The sequence below is a fragment of the Wolbachia endosymbiont (group B) of Pilophorus perplexus genome (assembly GCF_964028155.1).
In the GTDB taxonomy this organism is placed as follows: Bacteria; Pseudomonadota; Alphaproteobacteria; order Rickettsiales; family Anaplasmataceae; genus Wolbachia.
Genome location: NZ_OZ034754.1, coordinates 902508 through 923746 on the forward strand (window position 1 = coordinate 902508; position 21239 = coordinate 923746).

The 21239-nt window shown below is 33.9% G+C and carries 11 protein-coding genes and 1 pseudogene; 9 read left to right on the forward strand and 3 right to left on the reverse strand.

Annotated elements, in window-relative coordinates; translation table 11 throughout:
* Position 1 precedes the first annotated feature (1 nt).
* Positions 2–388 (reverse strand): hypothetical protein, encoded by a 387-nt coding sequence (locus tag ABWU28_RS04555; RefSeq protein ID WP_353274937.1) that lies wholly within the window; start codon positions 386–388, stop codon positions 2–4.
* Between the two features lie 1028 nt (positions 389–1416).
* Between ABWU28_RS04555 and ABWU28_RS04560 the strand changes: the two genes are divergently transcribed.
* Together ABWU28_RS04560 and ABWU28_RS04565 are read left to right on the forward strand one after the other, a co-directional pair.
* Positions 1417–2883: a hypothetical protein gene (locus ABWU28_RS04560; RefSeq protein WP_265022322.1), complete on the forward strand. Its 1467-nt coding sequence runs from the start codon at positions 1417–1419 to the stop codon at positions 2881–2883.
* A gap of 16 nt (positions 2884–2899) precedes the next feature.
* A complete protein-coding gene (locus tag ABWU28_RS04565; RefSeq protein WP_353275012.1) occupies positions 2900–10573 on the forward strand; it encodes an ankyrin repeat domain-containing protein in 7674 nt (2557 codons plus the stop codon).
* Positions 10574–10895: 322 nt separating this feature from the next.
* Here the strand turns inward: ABWU28_RS04565 and ABWU28_RS04570 are convergent, their stop codons facing one another.
* Both ABWU28_RS04570 and ABWU28_RS04575 read right to left on the reverse strand, forming a co-directional pair.
* On the reverse strand, positions 10896–11789 hold the full coding sequence (locus ABWU28_RS04570) for an Rpn family recombination-promoting nuclease/putative transposase (protein ID WP_265022324.1): 894 nt from the start codon (positions 11787–11789) through the stop codon (positions 10896–10898).
* Between the two features lie 544 nt (positions 11790–12333).
* Positions 12334–13356 carry an IS110 family transposase gene (locus ABWU28_RS04575; RefSeq protein WP_264377700.1) on the reverse strand — a complete coding sequence of 341 codons (1023 nt, stop codon included), beginning with the start codon at positions 13354–13356 and terminating at the stop codon, positions 12334–12336.
* A gap of 324 nt (positions 13357–13680) precedes the next feature.
* Here ABWU28_RS04575 and rnhA point away from each other — a divergent pair.
* From rnhA to ABWU28_RS04610, 7 genes and pseudogenes are all read left to right on the forward strand, one after another.
* A pseudogene (gene rnhA / locus ABWU28_RS04580) lies at positions 13681–14109 on the forward strand (ribonuclease HI); the annotation flags it as partial.
* Between the two features lie 92 nt (positions 14110–14201).
* Positions 14202–16019, forward strand: a complete 1818-nt coding sequence (gene mutL / locus ABWU28_RS04585; RefSeq protein WP_265022325.1) for a DNA mismatch repair endonuclease MutL — start codon at positions 14202–14204, stop codon at positions 16017–16019.
* Positions 16020–16087: 68 nt separating this feature from the next.
* Positions 16088–17026, forward strand: a complete 939-nt coding sequence (locus ABWU28_RS04590) for a helix-turn-helix domain-containing protein (protein ID WP_265022326.1) — start codon at positions 16088–16090, stop codon at positions 17024–17026.
* 170 nt (positions 17027–17196) lie between these two features.
* Entirely contained in the window at positions 17197–17862 is a 666-nt protein-coding gene (locus ABWU28_RS04595; protein WP_262986252.1) for a RadC family protein, read from the forward strand.
* Between the two features lie 170 nt (positions 17863–18032).
* A complete protein-coding gene (locus ABWU28_RS04600; RefSeq protein ID WP_264377704.1) occupies positions 18033–19208 on the forward strand; it encodes a hypothetical protein in 1176 nt (391 codons plus the stop codon).
* Positions 19209–19297: 89 nt separating this feature from the next.
* Complete coding sequence (locus ABWU28_RS04605; RefSeq protein ID WP_264377705.1) at positions 19298–20206, forward strand: helix-turn-helix domain-containing protein; 909 nt, start codon at positions 19298–19300, stop codon at positions 20204–20206.
* A gap of 46 nt (positions 20207–20252) precedes the next feature.
* Entirely contained in the window at positions 20253–21239 is a 987-nt protein-coding gene (locus ABWU28_RS04610) for a helix-turn-helix domain-containing protein (protein ID WP_265023180.1), read from the forward strand.

The window sequence follows — 21239 nt, forward strand, 5'->3', positions numbered from 1 at the left end:
CCTAGCAATCCCTATTCCAGTTACTATATTGCTGATCGCTTCCCCTTGTACGTGGCTTTCCCACATTCTGAGTACTATCAATCAGTCCGACTTCCCCTGCATCTTCCGCTAGTTCTTGCCTTTGTTGACTTGTTCCAGCGTACCTTTGTAGGAATGCATAGGATCTCCCAAGTTCACTTGAAGTCCATTTCAATACATGGCACGGTCTCAGATCCCGATAGAGTGAGTGATAACTTGCCTTTACGCTATCCTTCATGCTGTCTTCCATGGCCATGAAAATGTCGACCTCTATGTCTTCAGGTATTTCGGAACTCAATCCCTTCACTTTCGTTGTACCCTGCATTGTCCATCCCACTAGCTCTATTACACTCGTTACCTCATGCAACATAGTGGTCTGTTCCAAACTGTTGGCTAGACTTTGTTTGTGTTGGATTTTCACCAACTGTTCTCCAAGCACTTCTTGGCGCACCATCGTATTACCCCACAAACTAACCAAAACAGCACTATAAAAATTTCCTAATCAGGTTACATCTAATATGAATATAACCCTTTAGCTTGTCTTAAACATATAAGATAGGATCAACTACTATTGAAGCCTGTATAAGTCCTTAGTATTTAAATACCCACTCTAATATGGTAAGAGAATAAATATTAACTGTAGTATATACTTTTCGTAGGGTCAACTGCTAAAAAGTATTCTCGCAGATACTATATCAATCAGCGTCACAAAAAATTTGATTATTTACTTTTTTCAAAAACATAAAAATAGTGCCTACCTTTGTGAGAACAATTTAAACAAAAGCGGCGTTGTGTAAATAAGAATGTGAAATTGTTGTAACAAAGTTATACAAAACAGTTCGTATGTAAATATGGCTAAAGTAGTCTAATATAGCTAGTTTTAGCGTACAATGAAATTACCATATAAAAAAGTTCGCATATATCACATGGTAGACCAACGCATCCCAAGAAAAACAGTTCTCACGCTTGCTGGTTTTTAGTGATGGAGATGGTTATATTATTTAATTCATTAGCGATATATAATATTAAATTAATAGTAATTCATTTAACAATAAGTATTAAGATAAACTTATAAAAAACAGAATTCAAAAGTAGACAAAAGATCTTATATCGAGCCTATTAAGAGCCCTTTGCCTAAAACTACTTTGGGCTAGAAAATTTTTCTTAAATAGTGATTGACAAGTTTTAAAGGTGGAGTAATATACCTAAAGTATAATAGAAGCCGATTCATTATGGTACGTAAGAGGGTACAATATTTTTCATTTATTTATTAAGGAGGGGATAATTATGAAGCATCAAAATATTCAGAAGTTCTATTTTATCTATTAGTAAGGTGGTCCTTATTACAGTAATAGGGTTTTTAAGATAGTGTATTTAATTTTCAATGGGTAAATTATAATGGAGCAAGAAAGCTTAATCAAATTAGATGATTCATATTACTGCAAAGAAGTCTTAGAAAGAGTCATAAAACATGATGATCCTTTTAAACATTCTAAGGCAAAACAATTAAGAAGGCACATTAACAGTAATAGTAGGATAATCTATTATGTGAAGTATGATATAACCTCAAGTATTCTCTCTCAAGATGATTGCTGGATTGATGATGATGTTTATGGAAAAAGACTAGATTGGCGGATGTTTATTCAAAAGCTAATAGGTATTTGCTCAGAGAGTAATTATGATAATTCTCTAGGTGTTAGTGACTGTTATACATTAGCTTGTTTAAACTGTCTAGATGAAGATACGATTCGCGATTTATTTAAGTTATGTAAAGAACAAGCAAAAAAGGTGCATAATCTATCTGAAGATGAAGTACTAGAAGAAAGCTCTAGGTTGTTAGAGAAATTCTGGGGCCATTTTATTACTGGTAAACTGGAACAGATAAAGGAGGAATATACCGAATGTTATGATCCTAACTTTGACATTTATGGATTCAAGGTAGCTTATCAGGATTGTGAACGTGAAGCCGTTGCTTTTTTCTATGAAAGACTAGAGAAACAAAATATATCAGAAGAAGTTAAATTAAATTTATTGATAGAGGCTGCATTGTATTCTATGAGTGGAAATAATGACGTCGATACTACTATCTTTTGTTTACAAAAGGTAATAGGTAACAAACAGCACTTGGAAAAATTTCTCAGCAAATGTAACGTTCTGTACATGTTAATTGATAACGGTTACTTTAGCATAGTTTGTCAGCTATTTCCATTACGAGCCCAATTTTTTTCTTTAGAGGATTACAGTACTCTGCTGTCAGTTATTAGTTTGGAGTCTAACAAATCTCGTGCAGAGCTTTTACATAGCATTATTGAATTAGGAAAAGAAAGGTTTTGGAGAGAATTACCTTCATTTGATTGTGGCAGTCGCAGTTATTTATTAAGAGAATTCGCAAAAAATGGTTGTGAAGAGGGTTTTAAGGAACTCTGGCAAGCTTATAGCAGCAAAGAACGTCAGCATGTTTTTTTATCTGGGAAAGGTGAAGCGGTTTGTGGTTTACTTTATATTGGTGGCAATCAAGAGCTATTGAAAGAGTTTCTTTTTTACTATGCTAATAGTAATGAAATGGTGTTAGCAGATATTGATAACTTTATTGATGACTTGGATAGCGCGTTTAATAGATATATGCCAACTGCCGATGCTCACTTAGATGCACTTAATCGTGACAGAATAGTATTTGGTAAAATTAAAAAGACGTTACCAAGATTAATTGAAGTTCTTGATCAAAACACTCAGGATATACAAACTTCGAGTGTAAGTGTAAATATAAATAGTACGTCTGCAGTACAGGGCAACGAAGAGCATATGCTCAGCACCATGTTAAGCGAGTGTTTCATTTTTCAGCAGTTACAGAAACAATTAATTTAAATTAGGAGATATAAATATGCAAGGTGCAGTGAATAACGAACAATACCCTGAATTAATTGAAATGTTATTAAGCGGTGATATTCGAACCTTCCGGGAAAGGTTGCAGTCGTTTATTGATCAGCTTCCAGATAATAAGCGCTCTGCAAATAAAAAAGGTTTTTTCTCTCTGTTTATGTTAGGTGGCTTTCTAACTTTACCAGATACTAAATTGGGAAGGGATTTAGGAGTTAAACAAGTATATTACCACATTGAAAAGGATAAAACAGGTTATATTTCTGGAGTTAAATTTGCTATTCCGATAGAGAAACAAAATAACAAGAAATTGCTGTTTGTTGTAGTTTCTGATGATGTACATATTGAATTTACACCAGAAGAAATAAGTTACATAAAATCTAAGTTAGGTAGCAAGTATGATAGGTTGGATAAAGTAGGTTATTCCATTCCAATAGAACATCTACGCTCAACGGAGTACCAAAGTAATGTAAAAATAAGAGAAATAAAGGGTATTAATAGGCGATCTTTCATGCCACAGAGGTTTGCTATTCATGGAGTAAACGCACTGTTTTTTTTAAAGGAAAGAACAGAAGTAGAAAATTTAGAAGATTTAATTTCTAAATCTTCTCTTCCTGATGTAAAAGAAGTGCAGGGTAGCATTAAAAAAGTATTTGATTATTTTGACTCGGTGGTTCAGGAGAACATAATTAAAAAAAGTGGACATTTTAAACTTGAATCTGATTACCATGGGTTGTTTGCTGGCTTTTTTGTAATGCTATTTAAGTATCGTTATAACCTTAAGTCCTACCTTGAATTGTCTTTAGGAGAAGGTTTTAGTGATATTGTTGTGCTGGTCCGATCGCCTGAAAGGTCAGATAATGCCATTCCTATAATAATAGAGCTTAAAGCTGGTAAGACGCTAACCATTCAAGGTACCCCTTTTGATCAAGCAGAAAAATATGCTGAGGCATTTAAGTATGGTCCACAGCGGATGATAACAAATAACGATAATGTTATTTATGCAGTATATAATCCTGACTTGCCTAACAATAGAATTAAAATAGATAAAGCGGCTAGAGATAAACAACATCCTAAGCCTTTTTTGCAATCAGTGTTAGAATCTGCTGATCCAGCGCAAATACGCGAACAACTGAAGTATACTTACTACTCCATACCAAATTTAGCTGAAAACTATTATAGGTATACTAGTGAGGTGCTGTTGGGAGAATTGATACCTGTAAGAACAACAAGAGAAGTATGGAATAAGTATATTTTTCAACACGATAGGGGTGTTTCTAATGATATCACGTCATTTGGGTTCGTGAATTCAGGTAAAAATGAATTGGTATTACTAAATATCATTAGAAGTGATTCAAGAAGTAAGAAAATTAATATAGATGAAGTAATTGGAAAAAATGAAGAGGTTAATGTAAAGCTTGGCATGCATGAATCAATTAGGGGAAATAGGAACCTCAAAATAAGAGAGGTTAATTTATTACTAGAAACGAAAAAGGCAAGAGCAGGTGAATTTAAAAATTGGTGCCGGAAGGTTCAAGTGAATTCTTGTGATAATTTAGATAACTACAACATAAAAAAGACCCAAAGCTTCAGTGGAGAGTTTGCTAAATTAGACATTGATGTCAATAAATTAAAAAATATGTTGGATAATGCAGTAGATAAAAAGGGAATCGGTACACAATCTGATAATGCAGAACATTATAAGAAATTGTTTACAGAGGTGAGTAGCACTGTATTTCCTATTAAGGAAATGATTAATAATGAAATAGATTTTCAAGCTATACTGCATGGTTTATTTATGTATTATAGTGATTCGCAAATGTCTGGAGGTAGCAAGAAACGTATAGGTGTTATTCCGGAAGTTCAATCTGGAAGCGGTAAACGTATTGATATTGGGGTGATTGGAGGGGAAGAGTTTACTGGTATAGAGTTGAAGTTTAGTGAAACCCAGGGTATAGCAGATGGATTAACAACAAAAGCTAAAGAGGCTGAAAGCCAGTTAGATCGCTATAAGAAACAACCAAATAATGTTAAATCTTTGACAGATAGCGAAAGGGCAAAGATGTTTTGGGCGGTGTTCCATAAAGGTGCTAGCACGCCTGAATCATTAATTGAAACGCGTGACAAGTTTGATGTTTTTTTAGTAAGTCATAGCTCAATGCATATTTTACCTCCTCTTCAACCGGAAGATATTTTAGAGCAGTCAAGGGATATTTTTAATCAGCAATGTAATGGAAATAGAAAAAAACGTAATATAAATATGGCCTGCGTGGATTCACGTGATGAAGAAAAGATTACAGAGGAAGAAAAAAAACAACTTATTAGAGAGTTATTTAACACTGACAAGGTAGTGGAAAAAGTAAAGAATATTGAGTTTTATGATCAGCTTTTCAAGGTTTCTCAGAAGATATCTAAAGGTGAAATTATAGATAAAAATGTTGAAGAAGCATTTGTAGCAAAGATTAAAGACATAGATCTGGATTCAATAGACCCAGAGATTAGGGGTATTGTGAAAGAAATGAATGATAATATAGAGAACAAAGAAGAAGTGAAAAATATTCTGAGAAGATCCGGAGTAGCAGAAAAAATAGGAAAAGTAGCAGAAGGTGCAGGTCTTGCCTTTACAGCATTTTTGGTTGGTAAACATATAGCAAATGGAGACATAGAGGGGTTAGGCTACGATGCATTAAATCTCTGGGTAATGCCAAAGATTGGTGAAAAAATCTCTGAAAAAATGTTAGAGTTAGGAACAAAGCTTGATTCTCAGATGTTGAAGGGGTTTGCTCCAGTTATGGGACGTGCTATAGGTAATTTTGCGGCATTTTTAGGGCTAGCAGAATCGATTAAAGCAAGACAAAATGCAACAGATCCTGCAGACATAAAGATTGCCGATCTAAACATAGCAACTAATTCTATCTTTATAGCTGCAGATGTCCCTGCGGTTGTTACGGAAACAATGTCAGCTATAGGTATGGAAGCAGGAATAATAGGAGAATTTGCAGGTCCGGTTGGTGCTGCTATTTCAGTTGCTGTAATCATTATAGCACAATTTGTAGAAGCGGGACTTGAAGTAGAAAAATTAGGAGAACATATAAAACTTACAGATCAAGAGAAACATGACTTGTATTGGGATTTCTTTCTTGGTAAAAAAGTACCAGATTATATAGGAAATGATCTGCAAGCAGAAGAGATATATAAACAGTATATATCAAAGATCTTAAATCAATTTAAGAGTAACTACGATACAATAGCTATTTCACTGCCTTCTATACTGGTTACAAAAGAAGAATATGCTACTAGTAAACACTTTCGAGATAAAAGACAGGGGCATATGATGCCATCGGATGTTGGTAAAGGAATTGTAGAACTTTTAGGCGGATTTAAGTGTAGTACCCAAACTAGGGTGATTAGTAATAGGCTTGGTTTTGACTTAGGTACGAATATTACGCACTTTCTTTATGCTGATGATATGAATTACTATTCTAGAATTGTTCCGAGTACTATTGAAAATTATAGTGTCACTTGTGGACCACGTGATGATGATATTACAATACATGAAAAAAACAGGGAAATTCTGTATACGTTGCCAAGTCAAGCTTCATGTGGAGATTCATCACCACATAGGGGTAGGATATTAAATAGAGTATTAGAAAAGTGGTCCTTGCAAGAACATTCTGGCGACTGTTATAATGCAGTTATATACAGAAATAAGAATTCCCGTGGGTATGGAAGCATATATTACATACCGGCTCAAAATGCTAATGTTAATATTGTTTTTCAAGAAAAGGATATTTTAAATGGTGATCGGGATAGAAGAGATAATATAGAAAATAGGTACTATTTTGAAAAGTCATTAGATAGTTGTAAGGTATATAGTCCAGGTAAAAATTTCTTTCACATAGCAGGAAAGTTTTCTTGTGATTTAGGAGCAGATGGACAAAAGAACATAGTCATAACACAAGGTAATCTTACTACAGATTCAATAAACATACATTCTATTATTGGCAGTAATAGAACTAATTACCTAGAGTTCTTCAATGTAGATTATGTAGATGGTAAAGGTGGAAATGATGTAATAACAGCAAAAAACTTTACTACAATAAAGGGTTATTTTGGTGATTCCATTCATGGAAAAGGTTTAGTATTATTACCGATAAATTTTAATGATATATATAACATAACCCACGTTAATAACATAACAACCATCTATAATAAAAGTGGGGCTTCTATAAGTGTAGATAAACAAACATCGGTAAAAACAGCAGATGGTTTATTTGTAACACCAACGAAAATAGATGATAAGACTGGCGTAGTAACAAACTTGCATGTGATAAAAAGCTTGAGAGGTGATATTGTGTTAGATGATGAATTAGATAATTTACGAAAGATAGACAATTCAAGCTTTAATATTACAAAGCAATTATCAAGTGCCAATTATCATAGCACTATAGGCGGTTCTAGCAATCATATTTTTTATCCTGATAAAGAACATCATAATTTTTACTGGGAAGCTCCAAGTAATATAAGTCATCTTTATCTTTTCGAGAACAGGGACGCTAATATTACGATTGCTCAAGCAAATGGCATATTGGATTTTAGCCAATTAAATTGTACGTTAGATGATATACCATTTATAGAAAATAATAAAGGAGAAATAAAGATTAACAGAAATAGCTTGCACGTAGCCCTGTTGCCGAATTATAAAGATGTTACAGTTACATTTGACGGGCAAGAGTACTACAAACTTCAGAATGGAGAATTAGAGCGAGATTATTGTTCTCATAGCTTGAAAATAGATGGAAGGTTTAGTGTTAATGGTACTGACTTATTAAATCACCATAATTGTTTCACATTTGACTCAGACAAAGTACTTTTCTTGAAACTAAATAATGATTTGCTATTGTTATCAGATAAAGGGGCATTATCGATATCAAATTATTATTCTTCTGTTCACAAAAATTGGGATTTATCTGTAGAACTGAACAATAGAATTATAGAACCAGAAGAATTTGGAGAAAGAGCTGATGAATTTAGTTCTTTCAGGTATTATAAGCCAGATGAGCAAGGGTTACAGATTTATCATAATCAACCTATTAACAAGAATGATATTGGTTTAGTTGATTTGAAAGATAAGTCTATATTAGATTTCGATATGAAAGTTATGAATGATAGTTTATTACTATTACGTGAAGGCGATGTCCTTGTAAAGGTAGAAAATTGGAATACTTATCAACCAGCAAGGGAGATGATCTTTGCTTTTAATGATACGATAATTTCTAATCCAAGACGTATAGTTTCTACATTTTATAAGTCAGAAGGCATTATCGAGGAATTTAATAGAGAAAAGAGCACTTTATTATTAAAAGAGCAGCTGTTTAGTTCTATAGAATTAGGTAGTTTTGATATGACTAATCTTATGATTAATGAAGGTGCTGACATTGAAGCTAAAGATAATAAGGGTAGAACACCTGTGCTTTTTGCTATTTACTTAGGTAAATGGCATATAGTTCATCTCCTTATTAATAAAGGTGCTAACATTGATGCTAAAGATAATATTGGTCGGACTCCTCTGCATTGGGCTGCCAGAAATGGTCACTTAAGTATAGTACAACATCTTATAGAGAAAGGTGCTAATCTTTCTATTAAAGATAATGATGGTAAAACACCGCTAGATCTTGCTAGAGATAAAGGACATAATAATGTTGTAGAATACTTACAACAAACACAATTAGGTCTAGATAGGCAGTTGTTAACTGCAGTACAAGGTGGTAATCTTAATGAAGTTAAGGATTTTGTAGTTCGAGGTGCTAGCTTAGATACTCAAGATAGTAATAATGGTTGGACACCTATAATCTATGCCGCTCGGGGAAGTAAATGGGATGCGGTCAAGTTCCTTATAGCTCAGGGTGCCAAGTTTAATAATGAGATCACATATCAAGGAACACCCTTGCACTTTGCGGCTCAAGAAGGTAATTCAAATATGGTTCAATTTCTTCTTGATAAAGGTGCTAATATTGAGGCTCAAGATGCATACAATAGGAAACCTTTGCATATTGCTGTTGACGCAAACAGGTTGAATGTAGTAAATCTACTTCTTGACAGGGGTGCTAATTTAAAGGCTACAGAAATGTACGGCAAGACATCTTTAGACCTAGCTATTCAAAAGGGTTACGAAGATATAGTAGAAGTTTTGAAACAAAAACAATTGGATCTAGATAAAGAATTATTAATTTCTACAGAAAAAGGAGATCTTGAAAAAGTTAGAGACGGTATCAGACAAGGTGTTAACGTTAATGTTCAGGGTAGGCAGGGTTGGACTCCTGTGTTCTGGGCCATTCAAAAGAACAATTTTAATATAGTTGAACTTCTTTTAGATAACAATGCTGATATTAAGGTCAAAGATGATGAAGGTTGGACACCTATTCATTGGGCTGTGCAGTTGGGTTCATTAGATGTCGTTAAGCGTCTTGTTGAAAGAGGTGCTGATGTTAATGCCTTAACTGCTGACGGTAGAACACCCTATGATTTGGCTATCAATCAGAATTATAGAGAAATTAAGGAATATTTAAGGAGCAAGTCTGCAGTTCCATCTTCAGCGTTGATTTATCATGTTATCCCAGCTGATGATAGTGTAAGACAACGCAAACGCCGTCATCACCATGGAGATCATGCTCGTCATCATATGTCAAGAAAACTTCTTGCTATAGATTCAAGTAATCAACCTGAGATAGCAGTAAGTGGTAGTACAAGACCATCTTCATGGATAAATGATTTATTTGGTTGGGTAAAGAGCTCTATAGGTGGATTGTTAAGTTCTAAACCTGTGGGAATATCAAGCACTAAGGATTCAATCTCACAAGTTGATGGGCAATTTGCCAAAGCTTCGGTAAGTAATAGTAGCTCAACAAGTACCACACTATCATCTGATGGTACAGATAAAAAACAAGAAAGTAATTATTTTACAAATGGGGGTTTTTCCCGAGATAATATTGGTTATGTAAATGCAAATATAAAACAAATGCGTGAAAGGCAAACACCTGTTAAATTTAAACCGAGTGGCGGAAATACAATACTAGAAATGGGAGATCACTATCTATCACAGGTTGATTTTAATGGTACAATAATATTACTTGATTTATTAATTAGAAAAGTTACACGTCAGAAGTATATTTCTACAGTAGATCAGTCTATATCCCCACTAGAAGCACAGGGCTATGCATTAAATATTACAGAGGGATTTGAGAAAGTAGTAGAGCAAGCTGGATTAAAAAGTGGTGTATCAATGCATCGATTAAATATTGATTTTGTGGAAATACAGAAAGAAGTTACAGGAAAAATCATGAGTGGTAAATTTGATGAGATTTCGGGAGTTTTAAACTCATACCTAGAAGAAGCATGTCCTGGTAGAGAAGCAGGATGCCCTGGTAAGTTAAGTCCGAAAAAGTTTGACAAGTTTATAGCTCAATTTAATAAGGGTCTGCTAAATCAATCAATAGAGCAGATATTACACAACAGAGATGGTAGATTAGAAGTTGATGGTACAAAAAAACAGCAGATGAGTTTAGAGCCTCAAAGTTATTTAAGTAATGCTTCAGTTCACAGCCATTCAAAGGACAAAATATCAACTTGTCTTTCTGATGTAGGAGTAACCAAGCTTGGAAATACTTTGAGTAAGTAGATGAGAATATGGAAGGTATAATATGCCAAGTAGTGGAAAATTTAAAGTGAGGGTAGCCAAAATAATTAGGGGAACCAGTAGCAAGTTTGATAGTCTTAATACTAAAATGGATGAAGTAGACATTAAATGCTAAGTGGTTAATGTGTTTTCCATATTGAACTTACAGCACGTAGCTTTGATATAGAAGTTTGAGTAACGTTATGATAGTAATTTATATAATTCTATGTGCAATCTTTATAGCCATTTTAGACAGTTCACTAGATTCTTAATTAGGTGATATGTCTAACTTAGAGAAGGTTTTTATAAATGTTAAAGTGAATAATTATGTTTTTTCTTTGAGTTGTGAAATTTCAGAATGAGAGAGACCGGTAATTTGAGCGATAACATCAATAGAGACACCGGCCTTGAGTGAGTTTTTTGCAACTTCGATTTTTTCTTCTTGCCTACCTTCTTGTCTACCTTTTTCTTGACCAACTCTAAGACCCTCATCAAATTTTTGAGCAAAAGCAGCTACCTCATCCATTATGCGTTTTTTCATTTGTTCATATGCTAGTAACTCTTCTTCTGACCAATTAAACTTATTCATCTCTTCATAAGCTCGTTTTATTATTACGTCACTACCAACTATCTTATCTAGATCCTCTTCCCTTGTTTCTCCTGCATAGCGAAAAAAGTAACACCATTTTTCTACTATATTTTCTAGTTGGTCTTCTTTTGTCTTTGTAAATTTTGGTAGTTCTATGAATACGAAGTAAAAATCCTTCAAGTCATGTTCAAAGCTATTTTGATCTAAAATGACATGATTAGATTTGTACTCAGCTTTATCTGGAAAAATAATACAATCAGCAACGGCTATGAAGATAATTTCCTTGAGATTATGATAATTATCACCTTGATCTGCTTGACTTGAGTAGGCTTTAGCAGCATAATACTGAGCACGCTTTTCGAAGCCTTTGGTCTTAGTGAACTGCATCTCTATAATGTATCTTGAACCTTGAGAGTCTTTACAAAGAACATCGACAATACTTTGCTTTTTAGCGGCAATCTCAGGGTCTAAAATGGTAGCTAAGAATTCAACATCGTGAATAGCAGCTAAGCCAGTAAAGCCTAAAATATCGTTCAAGAAATGAATGAGAATATCTTTGTTTTTCTCAGTGCCAAATATTCTTTTAAAGGCATAATCATTGCGTGCATCAAGAAACTTCGAAAGAGCCATGAGAAAGTAAGATAAAAAGCATTAATTATTATACACAATTGTGAGGAAATGTTCAATCTTTTTATTGTTTTAAATGTGTTGATGAAAAAACGTCTGTCAGAGATCATCTGAGAATTGCATTTAAGGCTTTAGATGAAAGAGGGGATATCATCTTTTTATAGTTGCCTTATAAAAGGCCTTAAAACCCCAGCAAATGAATTGATGAGCTATTAAGAGCTTAAAAATATTTATTTTCAGTGTGAGAGACTAACCTCCTAATAAAAATACGAGCCTAAAAGCTCAATTACGATTTACCTAACATCGTGAGATACCGTCTCGTCAGTCAACAAAAAAATTATAAAAATTGAACCTTAAGCTGTATTGTAAAATCACAAAATACTGCCAACTGTTTAGTGGTATAAAGATTATTATAGTTAATGTATATGTTGATAAGTAAATTAGTTTTATATATAAGACAGCAGGAATTTACTTATCAACATATACATTAACCAACTACATTAAACGAATTTATATAAAATACTATTTTATATTAGATGGTAGCATCTTAAATTACTAAAACTTCAGTCAACCTCCTAGCCCTGTAGTTTTTAATATGGTCAGGATTAAAAGCACTTTTGGATCTCAGGATACCAAAAATAGTATGGAGTAGTTTACGCATTGCAGCACCAACGATGGCCATATTATGCTTACCCTTTTCCTTTAATCTTTGGCAAAAGCTCATAATGATAGGATTGTGATTCTTAGCTACTATAGCAGGAAAGAAAAGTGCCTTACATAATGTTCGCGAACCAACTTTACTTAATCTGGGCTTGGCATGTACAGATGAACCTGACGTTATGTTTCGTGGTATAACTCCTGCATATGCTGCCAATTGCCTGGCATCTCTAAAAGCCTTTATGTCAGGAACTTCAGCTAAAATAGCTATTGCTGATTCCTCTCCTATTCCTGGAATAGTTAATAAAAGTTGAAAATTTTCCAACAATTCTTTGTGCTGTTTTAGTAGTTCACGTACAGAGTTTTTTATTGTTTCTATTTTTTGTTCTATGTTCATTGCAAGGTCTTCCCAAGCATTTGCAACTTCTTTTGGCAGTCTCTCTTTTTTTTCTAAGTGGTTATTTACTAATGTCAATTCATCTTTTAACGCAGCCGAGCAGCGATAAAGATGTTTTAGTTTTTTCAATTCAGAAGAAGGCGGTGTCCAGCGAGAAGGTTCCTGTCTTTGGCAATAATCAGCAATAATTTCTGCATCAGTCTGATCATTCTTTTGTCGTACAAGCTTACTCCTCGCATAAGATTTAATACAATAAGGATTTATAACACTAACAAAATGCCCAGTATTGTGCAGAAATTCAGCCAAAGCTCCGCTATAACAACCAGTAGCTTCCATACAAGCTTTCACTTGTTCTACGTTATGTTTTTGTAGAAAGCTCAGTAGACCTTGAAACCCATTATCATCGTTCTTAAAGCTCCTTTTCCTAGCTTCACGTTTTCCTTTTTTGCTTATGAATGAAAGAAAGACATCAAAACGTTCTTTTGAAATGTCTATGCCTAAAAAATTGTTGATCATATATAACCCCGTACGTTACTATTAAAATGAAAAGTAAGGCTTACCTTGTGAATACAGAATTAGAACCACTTAGGTTTTTCTATGATACCGTCCAGCCTATACTTTTGAGGAGGAAGCTCTTATCTCACGAGCAGATTCTTAATCTTGGACAGGTTTCAGAGTTCTTCCTCCTCCATCTAATATTTAAGCTTAAAACATTAGATGCTTTTTTCAAGATACAAGGATAGGTTTGTCAATCTATCATACCTTATATTTTAAAATATTCAAAAAATAATATCAACATATTTTGGTAGCAAATTTACGTTGAATCTATATCCTGTAAGTATGGGCGAAAAAAAGAAGGTTATAATATATACAGATGGAGCATGTTCTGGAAATCCAGGTCCTGGTGGATGGGCAGCTGTGATGATGTATGAAAATAAAAGTGAAAAAACGTATCTCTGGAGGTGAAGAGAACACAACAAATAACAAGATGGAGCTAAAGGCTGTAATTAATGGGCTAAAGATGTTAAAAATTTCCTGCAGAGTTATTGTACACACTGATAGTCAGTATATTAAACAAGGTATAACAGGATGGATCAATAAGTGGAGAACAAATGGTTGGAAGACAGCCAATAAAAAATCAGTAAAAAACGTTGAGTTATGGAAGGAATTGGATGAAATTGTCTTGCAGCATGATATTAACTGGAAGTGGGTTAAGGCTCACAGTGGTAATACCTCTATAATGAAGAGGCAGATAGACTTGCTAGAAAGGAATCTAAAAAGCTAAAATATAGAGATTGTGAGATCAAGAAATCACAAAAAAATAGAGGGAGCTCTAAGTTTCATAGATTGGAGGGAGTGTTATGGCAATAATTCTTTTAGACACAAAAACTATAAACCGTATAGCAGCAGGAGAGGTAATAGAAAGGCCAGCGAGTGTAGTAAAGGAATTAGTAGAAAATGCAATAGATGCTGGAAGTTCAGAGATAGAGATCAAAATAGAAAGTGGTGGACGTAACCTTATAACTGTGACAGATGATGGAAATGGAATAGAAAAGGACGACTTAGAACTAGCATTTATGAGGCATGCCACTTCAAAATTAAGCGATAGTGAGTTAATAGAAATCAAGCACCTTGGGTTTAGGGGAGAAGCTTTACCTTCAATTGCAGCAGTAAGCAGAATGAAATTATCGTCTAAGGCAAGTGGAGCAAAGGAAGCATGGTCTATAAGGTATGAGGGAGGAGAAAAAATAAGAGAGATTACCCCTTGTTCTTTGTTGCAAGGTACATATATTGAAATTCGTGACTTATTTTTTGCCACACCAAATAGATTAAAATTTCTAAAAACCGAGAGGGCAGAAACACAAAGCATTGTTGACATTGTAAATAACTTAGCAATGATTAACTATAGTATTGGGTTTACTCTCACTTCCGGTAATAAAAAGCTCTTAAAATATGTTAAACAAACTTCATTATTTAACAGATTATGTGAAACAGAAGAAGAATTTCAGAGCAATTCGCTGGAAGTTAAAGAGGAAGAAGACGGCATCAAACTTACGGGACACATCTGTAAACCAACTATTAGTCGTGGTAATTCAACTCAGATCTATACGTTTGTTAATGGAAGGCCAATAAAAGACAATCTACTTATTGGTGCAATTCGATATGCGTATCAGGACTTTATTCCAAGTGGGAGGTATCCTTTTGCAGTGCTGCACTTAGAGATACCATACGATCAAGTAGATGTAAATGTGCATCCAAATAAATCAGAGGTAAGGTTTCAGAACAAGAGGCTAGTATATGAAATAGTGAGAAGAGGGCTAATAAAAGCATTATCGACGAGAATAGGCACGTTCGCAGCAAGTGATGTTAAGTCTCAAAGTATTGAAGAGTTTGATAGTCAAGAGAAGGTTAATAGTGAAGAGAAAAAAAATCAAAAAGAGTTTTATGAGAAGAGGCCAAGTCTTTTAGAAAATCGTCTAATGAAAGAATTCAATGCACCAGATGAAAGAAGGCGAAGCTTACCAGAAACGTTTAAATATGGAGAATCTCTACCCCAAAAGGGAACGATGGTTTTAGAAAGGAAGCAAATTGATTTAATAGCGGATCATCCTCTAGGATATGCACGCTGTCAGGTCTACAATACTTACATTATTGCTGAGGCTAAAGGAAAATTAATTATAGTAGACCAGCACGCAGCCCATGAGAGATTAATACACGAGTGCTTAAAGCAAAAATCAAGCATAAAAAGACAAAAACTTCTTCTTCCTGAAACAGTTGAGATTAAAAACCAAGCAGGAATGGAGATGGTTGGAATGTATAAAGATAGGCTCTTTGAAATGGGTTTTGGTATTGAAATAGAATCAGAAGATAAAGTAAGGGTGAAAGAAATACCTGCAATTTTAGGAACAATAAATGTGAAAGAGATGGTGATGAATATAGTTGATAGATTAATGGAGATAGGAGATACGCTACCTATAGAAGAAAAAGTGAACAAGATACTAGCTACCATTGCGTGCCATGGGTCAATTAGAGCTGGAAGGGCAATGAAGTTGGAGGAGATGAATGAGTTGATGAGACAAATGGAGGAAACACCTTATGCTGGGCAATGCAATCACGGAAGACCAACGTATATAGAAATGAAACTAAGTGATATAGAAAAATTGTTTGAAAGGAGATGAGTTCAGTTTGTCAAAAAGGTTCCCAATTAAGTATACGTAACAGCTCTTCTGGTTATGGAGTATAAAATGTGAAAAAAGAGAATAAATGCTCTAATTTTTTAGATTACAAAGTGATAGGACAGGAAGTAAGAAATCGTAGATTAGCAAAGGGATATACTCAAAAAGATTTAGCAAAAAAAATCGGAACAACATATCAGGTAATACTGCAATATGAAAAAGGAACACGCAGAATTTCAATTAAGAAGTTATATGAATTAGCAGAAGCATTATCAACAACTGCTAGAGATCTAGCTTGCGGACAAGAAGTATCAAATGAGGAAAGGTATGAGGAAGAAGAGATATTAAATCTAGTAAGAAGACATAAAGAGATTAAGGACCAAGAATTACGTGAAACGTTTTATTTATTAACTAAATTCATCCGTATTAGTGAGGAAGAAAGTGGAAAGGCAGTAAAAGTAGAGGTGGCAAAGGGTTTAGTTAAGGAAGGAGTTTCTGCTCATGTTATCTCTCAAACGACCAGTTTATCTATTGATGAATATGATAATGATGAGAAAAAAATTTCTATTCCGTATAAAGTAGGTCAAAGAATAAAAGAATGGAGGTTGAGAAGAGGATACACTCAAGAAGATTTAGCAAGTAAAGTAGGCATAATAAATCAAAGAATATATGAATATGAACAAGGACGAGCTGCTGTTTCACTTGAAATGTTAGATGAAATAGCAAAGGTACTATTAATTAATATTACAGGTCTGCTTCCAGAAACAAGAGAAAATGAGAATAGTGAAGTGGAACTATCAAGGTTAATAGAAGAATACAAAAAGATTAAAAGCCAAGAATTACGTCATGTACTAATAAAATCTCTGTTTGAAAGCATACAAGTTTGCAAAGAGAAAGTGAAGAGAGTAGAAAAGATGAAAATTGCAAAGAATTTAGTTAAGGAAGGAATTTCTATCAATATTATTTTAAAAACAGTGGGCATCTCTTTAGACGAAATTCAACAAATTTAAAATAAAAAATCAGTATATATTAATATCTTTACCTATTCATGAAAAAATAAGTAAAAAAGATTGAGAAATTGATTTGACTTTACTTAAAAGCTATGGCTTTATGCCAATGCTGACAAAAAAACAGCAGTAAATATATAAAAACATTTTGTTATTAGTGAAGGGTAATTTTTATGAATAATAAGAAAGATCGTAGAGAAGAAATAGAATTCAGAGCATTAGAAAGCAACGGTAAAGCACTACTTGATCGTGAAGTAATAGAAACGTTTCTAAGTGCAGTGCATGACAGGGAAGAAGCTCGAATTATTGCTAGAAAGCTAATAGATAGTTTTGGAATAGGAGGAGTTTTAGGCCAGGAAATAGATGACTTGAAAACTATAGAAGGGATAACTGACTCTACAGTAGCAGTAATTTTATGCCTAAAGGAAGCTGCAAAGAGAGTACCAAGAGAAGAGTTAAAGAAAGGACCTGTAATGGATAACTTGGAAACCATAGTAAAATATTTGAGGGTGAGTATTGGTTATTCAGAGGAGGAAAAGATGAAAATAATATATTTTGATCAAAAGTGCCGTTTAAAGGGGGAAGAAGTGTTTACTGGTACAGTGGATAAGGTACCTTTTTACATAAGAGAAGTAACAAGAAAGGCATTAATAAGAAAAGCAACGTCAATAATAATATCGCATAACCACCCAGAAGGAAGGTTAAAGCCATCTGATGAGGATGAAGCTGTAACTAAAGACTTGGCTAAAGCTTGTCAGACTATAGGGATTAGGTTACTGGATCACATTATCATCACAAGTGTTGGGTATTTTAGCTTTAAAGAGCAAGGACTGTTATAAAGCAGATATTTGAAGATTTTCATGAGTTGTTTAACTACTTGAATGAAGAAAGTATTTGCAATCACATTAATCATTGCTTATAATTAATGAGAAAGTATATATTGAATTAATAATAAAGTAATAAAGTAGGTTATAGACTTAGTAAAGTATATTTAATAGCGGAGGCTAATATGGTTAATAAAATAATTGTACCTTTTGATGATCAAGAAGGAGGTGTTTACGAATTAAATGTTGATCTTGATAGATTATCAAAGGGTGAAATATCAAATGCGATTATAGGAATTGGTCGTACTAACACCTTTGTAGGCAAAATTAATAAGGCTAAAAAACCTGGAGAAGTGCCCTCCTCTAATAGAGACGTTCAAATCAACTATGGAAAAGGGCTTGATTATATATATGGTACAAAACCTTTAAACGATCAAGCAGAATATTTAAATCCATTTACTTCAGCTTTGAAAAAAATAAAGCCAAGTGCAAGCGAAAGTGAAAAGTTAAGCTGGTTTAAGAGTTCTGTAGTAGAGGCAAAAAGCGTAAATGAATTGCATAAAGCCATAGACCAAGTATTAGCATCTGGAGGAAGGCTAAATGCATGTAATGATGGGGAGTGGAGCTTTGCTGAGTATGTAATATTGGGTACACATTTTCATAAATTTGATAAGGCTGATCGTAAAAAGCTAATACGTAAACTAATGCTAAACGGTGCAGAGTTTCATGATACTTTATTGGAGAATAAATTGATAGGTGAAATCTATAATGAGCTACAGCCAGAAGTTCAGCCACAGATAGATGAGAGACTAGAAGAACTAGAGAAAGCTGGCGAAAGTGCTCTTCAAGAAGGAGAATTAATAGATATCGAGATAGACAATGCAACATTATATATAGAATTTTCTGAGGACAGTAAAGTAGAGGTTGCCAAAATACTGAGAGATTTAGGAAGTAATATTTTAAAAATTGGCAATGATGCAGTTGAGGTTAAAAGTGAGAAGGGAGGTATAAGAAACTATATCGATATGTCAGATGAAAGCTCTATTATATTAGAATTTCCTACAAGCATTGGTCAGCTAAATATTATATTGTACCACGATGTAAAAAAATATGATCAAGTACAAGTGAGAGTAGAAAACAAAGAAATGTGGGCTGAGTTACAAAAAAGAGGCGAAGAAATAGGAAAAAACTGCCTTTTTGGAGGAGTGAAACTTCAAGAAGCAGTAGAGAAAGGTAATTTCACTAGATGTGGCATATGGAGTGAAAAGTATGCTATAAAAGAGGTTAGCAATAATGAAGTATTGTCTCCGTGGGTAAATAGAATACGTAAAGGTAGTAAAGAAACCTTTAGAGAACTTTAATCCGTCTACAGCCAACTTTAAGGTTCCAGAGGTTTTTTCTTGCCGTTATATCTGAGCTATAGTAGAAAATATTATATATGGTTCTTTGTATGGAAAAAAGTCTAGACTATGAAGTAGGGCAAAAAGTGAAAAGTTGGAGGTTAGAGAGAGGGTATACTCAGAAGGATTTAGCGGAGAAGGTTGGTGTAAAGTACTGGGCAATACTGCAATATGAAAAAGGGAGTCGTAAAATTCCAATTAAGAAATTATATGCTATAGCAGAAGCGTTATCAGTAAATGTTAAAGGTCTAGTTTGTGGGGAGATGCTACCAAATGAAAAAAGATATTTTGAAGATGAAGAAATATTAAATTTAGTAAAGGGGTATAAGGATAAAGAATTAAGCGAGGTATTTTATTTATTAACCAAATTTATTCGTTTGAGTGAGGAAAGAAGCAGAAAAGCGGTAAAAATGGAAGTAGCAAGGGGTTTGATGAAAGTAGGAGTTTCTGCTCATGTTATCTCTCGAACAACTAACTTATCTATTGGTGAGTATGAGGAGAACAAAATTCCCATTCCATACAAAGTAGGGCAAAGGATAAAGGAGTGGAGATTGATACGAGGATATACTCAAAAAGATTTAGCGAATAAAGTTGGCATAACAAATCAAGGAATATACGAGTATGAACAAGGGAGAGCTGCTGTCTCACTTGAAATGTTAGATGAAATAGCAAAGGTATTATCAATCAGTATCATAGATCTACTTCCCGAATCAGATGAGGATAGTGAAGCGGAAGAAAAGCTATCAAACTTGATAGAAGAATACAAAAAGATTGAGAGTCGGGAATTACGCGATATGCTAATCAAGTCTTTATTTGAAGGTATACATGTTTGTAGAGAAAAGGTCAGAGAGGAAAAGAAGATTGAAGTTGCAAGGAATTTAGTGAAAGAGGGAATTTCTGTTGATATTATCTTGCAAACGACAGGCTTATCAAATTATATGATTGAGAAATTTTTGTGATTTCATAAAAACTTAGCCAATAGTGGATTTTTTTGTGATAGAATATATGTTTGCTTCTGTAGGAAAAACAGCTTTTAGAGGATTTATCTATGATAATTCAGAGCATATTGGCTCAGCAAGCTACGAGCTGGGGAAAAAAATAGAAGGTTGTAGGATAGTACAAGGGTATACTCAGGCAAAATTAGCAAGCAAAATTGGTTTAACACATAAGGAAATACATAACTTTGAACTAGGGTGCAAGGCTATTACAATCAAAGAATCGTATATAATAGCAGGAGCATTGTCAGTTAATGTTATAGATCTACTTCCAGAACCAACAGTACTAAGAGAAAACAGTTGGTATGAAGATGAGGATAAAGAAATAGTCTATCTAACAAAAATACATAGAGAAATTAAGGATCAGGAATTACGCAAGAAGCTGTATCCATTAGTAAGGTTTGTATATATTAGCGAGAAAATTAGCCAAGAAGAAGCGAAAATAGAAGTAGCAAAGAATCTAGTGAAAGAAGGAGTTTCAGTTGATATTATTTCCCAAGTGACTCGCTTATCTACTTATGAATATGATGATATAGAGAAAGAAATTTGTACTGATTCTATACTCTACAAAGTGGGGAAAAGGATAAAAGAGCAGAGATTAATACGGGAATACACTCAGGAGGACTTGGCAAATAAAATCGGTTCAACACCTAAAGAAATACACGACTATGAACGAGGATATACAGACATTCCAATTGAAATATTATATAAGATAGCAAAGACATTATCAGTTAACATTAAAGCTCTTGGACTAACAGAATATGAAAATGAGCCAGTTTTTGGGTTTATAGGTAAATGCGAAAAAATTGAGGATCAAGAATTACTGGATACGGTAGCCAGATCTTTATCTGAAGGAATGCAAACTGGTAAAGAAAAGGTTAAAAAAGCAGAGAAAATCAAGATTGCAAAAGATCTAGTTAAGGAAGGTGTTGCTATTGATATTATTGTGCGAGCAAGTGGCCTAACTGCTGATGAGTTGGGTGAGTGTGAAAATTGA

Coding starts and splice junctions, on each gene's coding strand:
- mutL (WP_265022325.1), top strand. CDS start 14,202: ATGGCAATAATTCTTTTAGACACAAAAACTATAAACCGTATAGCAGCA.
- ABWU28_RS04600 (WP_264377704.1), top strand. CDS start 18,033: ATGGTTAATAAAATAATTGTACCTTTTGATGATCAAGAAGGAGGTGTT.
- ABWU28_RS04575 (WP_264377700.1), bottom strand. CDS start 13,356: ATGATCAACAATTTTTTAGGCATAGACATTTCAAAAGAACGTTTTGAT.
- ABWU28_RS04555 (WP_353274937.1), bottom strand. CDS start 388: ATGTTGCATGAGGTAACGAGTGTAATAGAGCTAGTGGGATGGACAATG.
- ABWU28_RS04610 (WP_265023180.1), top strand. CDS start 20,253: ATGTTTGCTTCTGTAGGAAAAACAGCTTTTAGAGGATTTATCTATGAT.
- ABWU28_RS04605 (WP_264377705.1), top strand. CDS start 19,298: ATGGAAAAAAGTCTAGACTATGAAGTAGGGCAAAAAGTGAAAAGTTGG.
- ABWU28_RS04565 (WP_353275012.1), top strand. CDS start 2,900: ATGCAAGGTGCAGTGAATAACGAACAATACCCTGAATTAATTGAAATG.
- ABWU28_RS04595 (WP_262986252.1), top strand. CDS start 17,197: ATGAATAATAAGAAAGATCGTAGAGAAGAAATAGAATTCAGAGCATTA.
- ABWU28_RS04560 (WP_265022322.1), top strand. CDS start 1,417: ATGGAGCAAGAAAGCTTAATCAAATTAGATGATTCATATTACTGCAAA.
- ABWU28_RS04570 (WP_265022324.1), bottom strand. CDS start 11,789: ATGGCTCTTTCGAAGTTTCTTGATGCACGCAATGATTATGCCTTTAAA.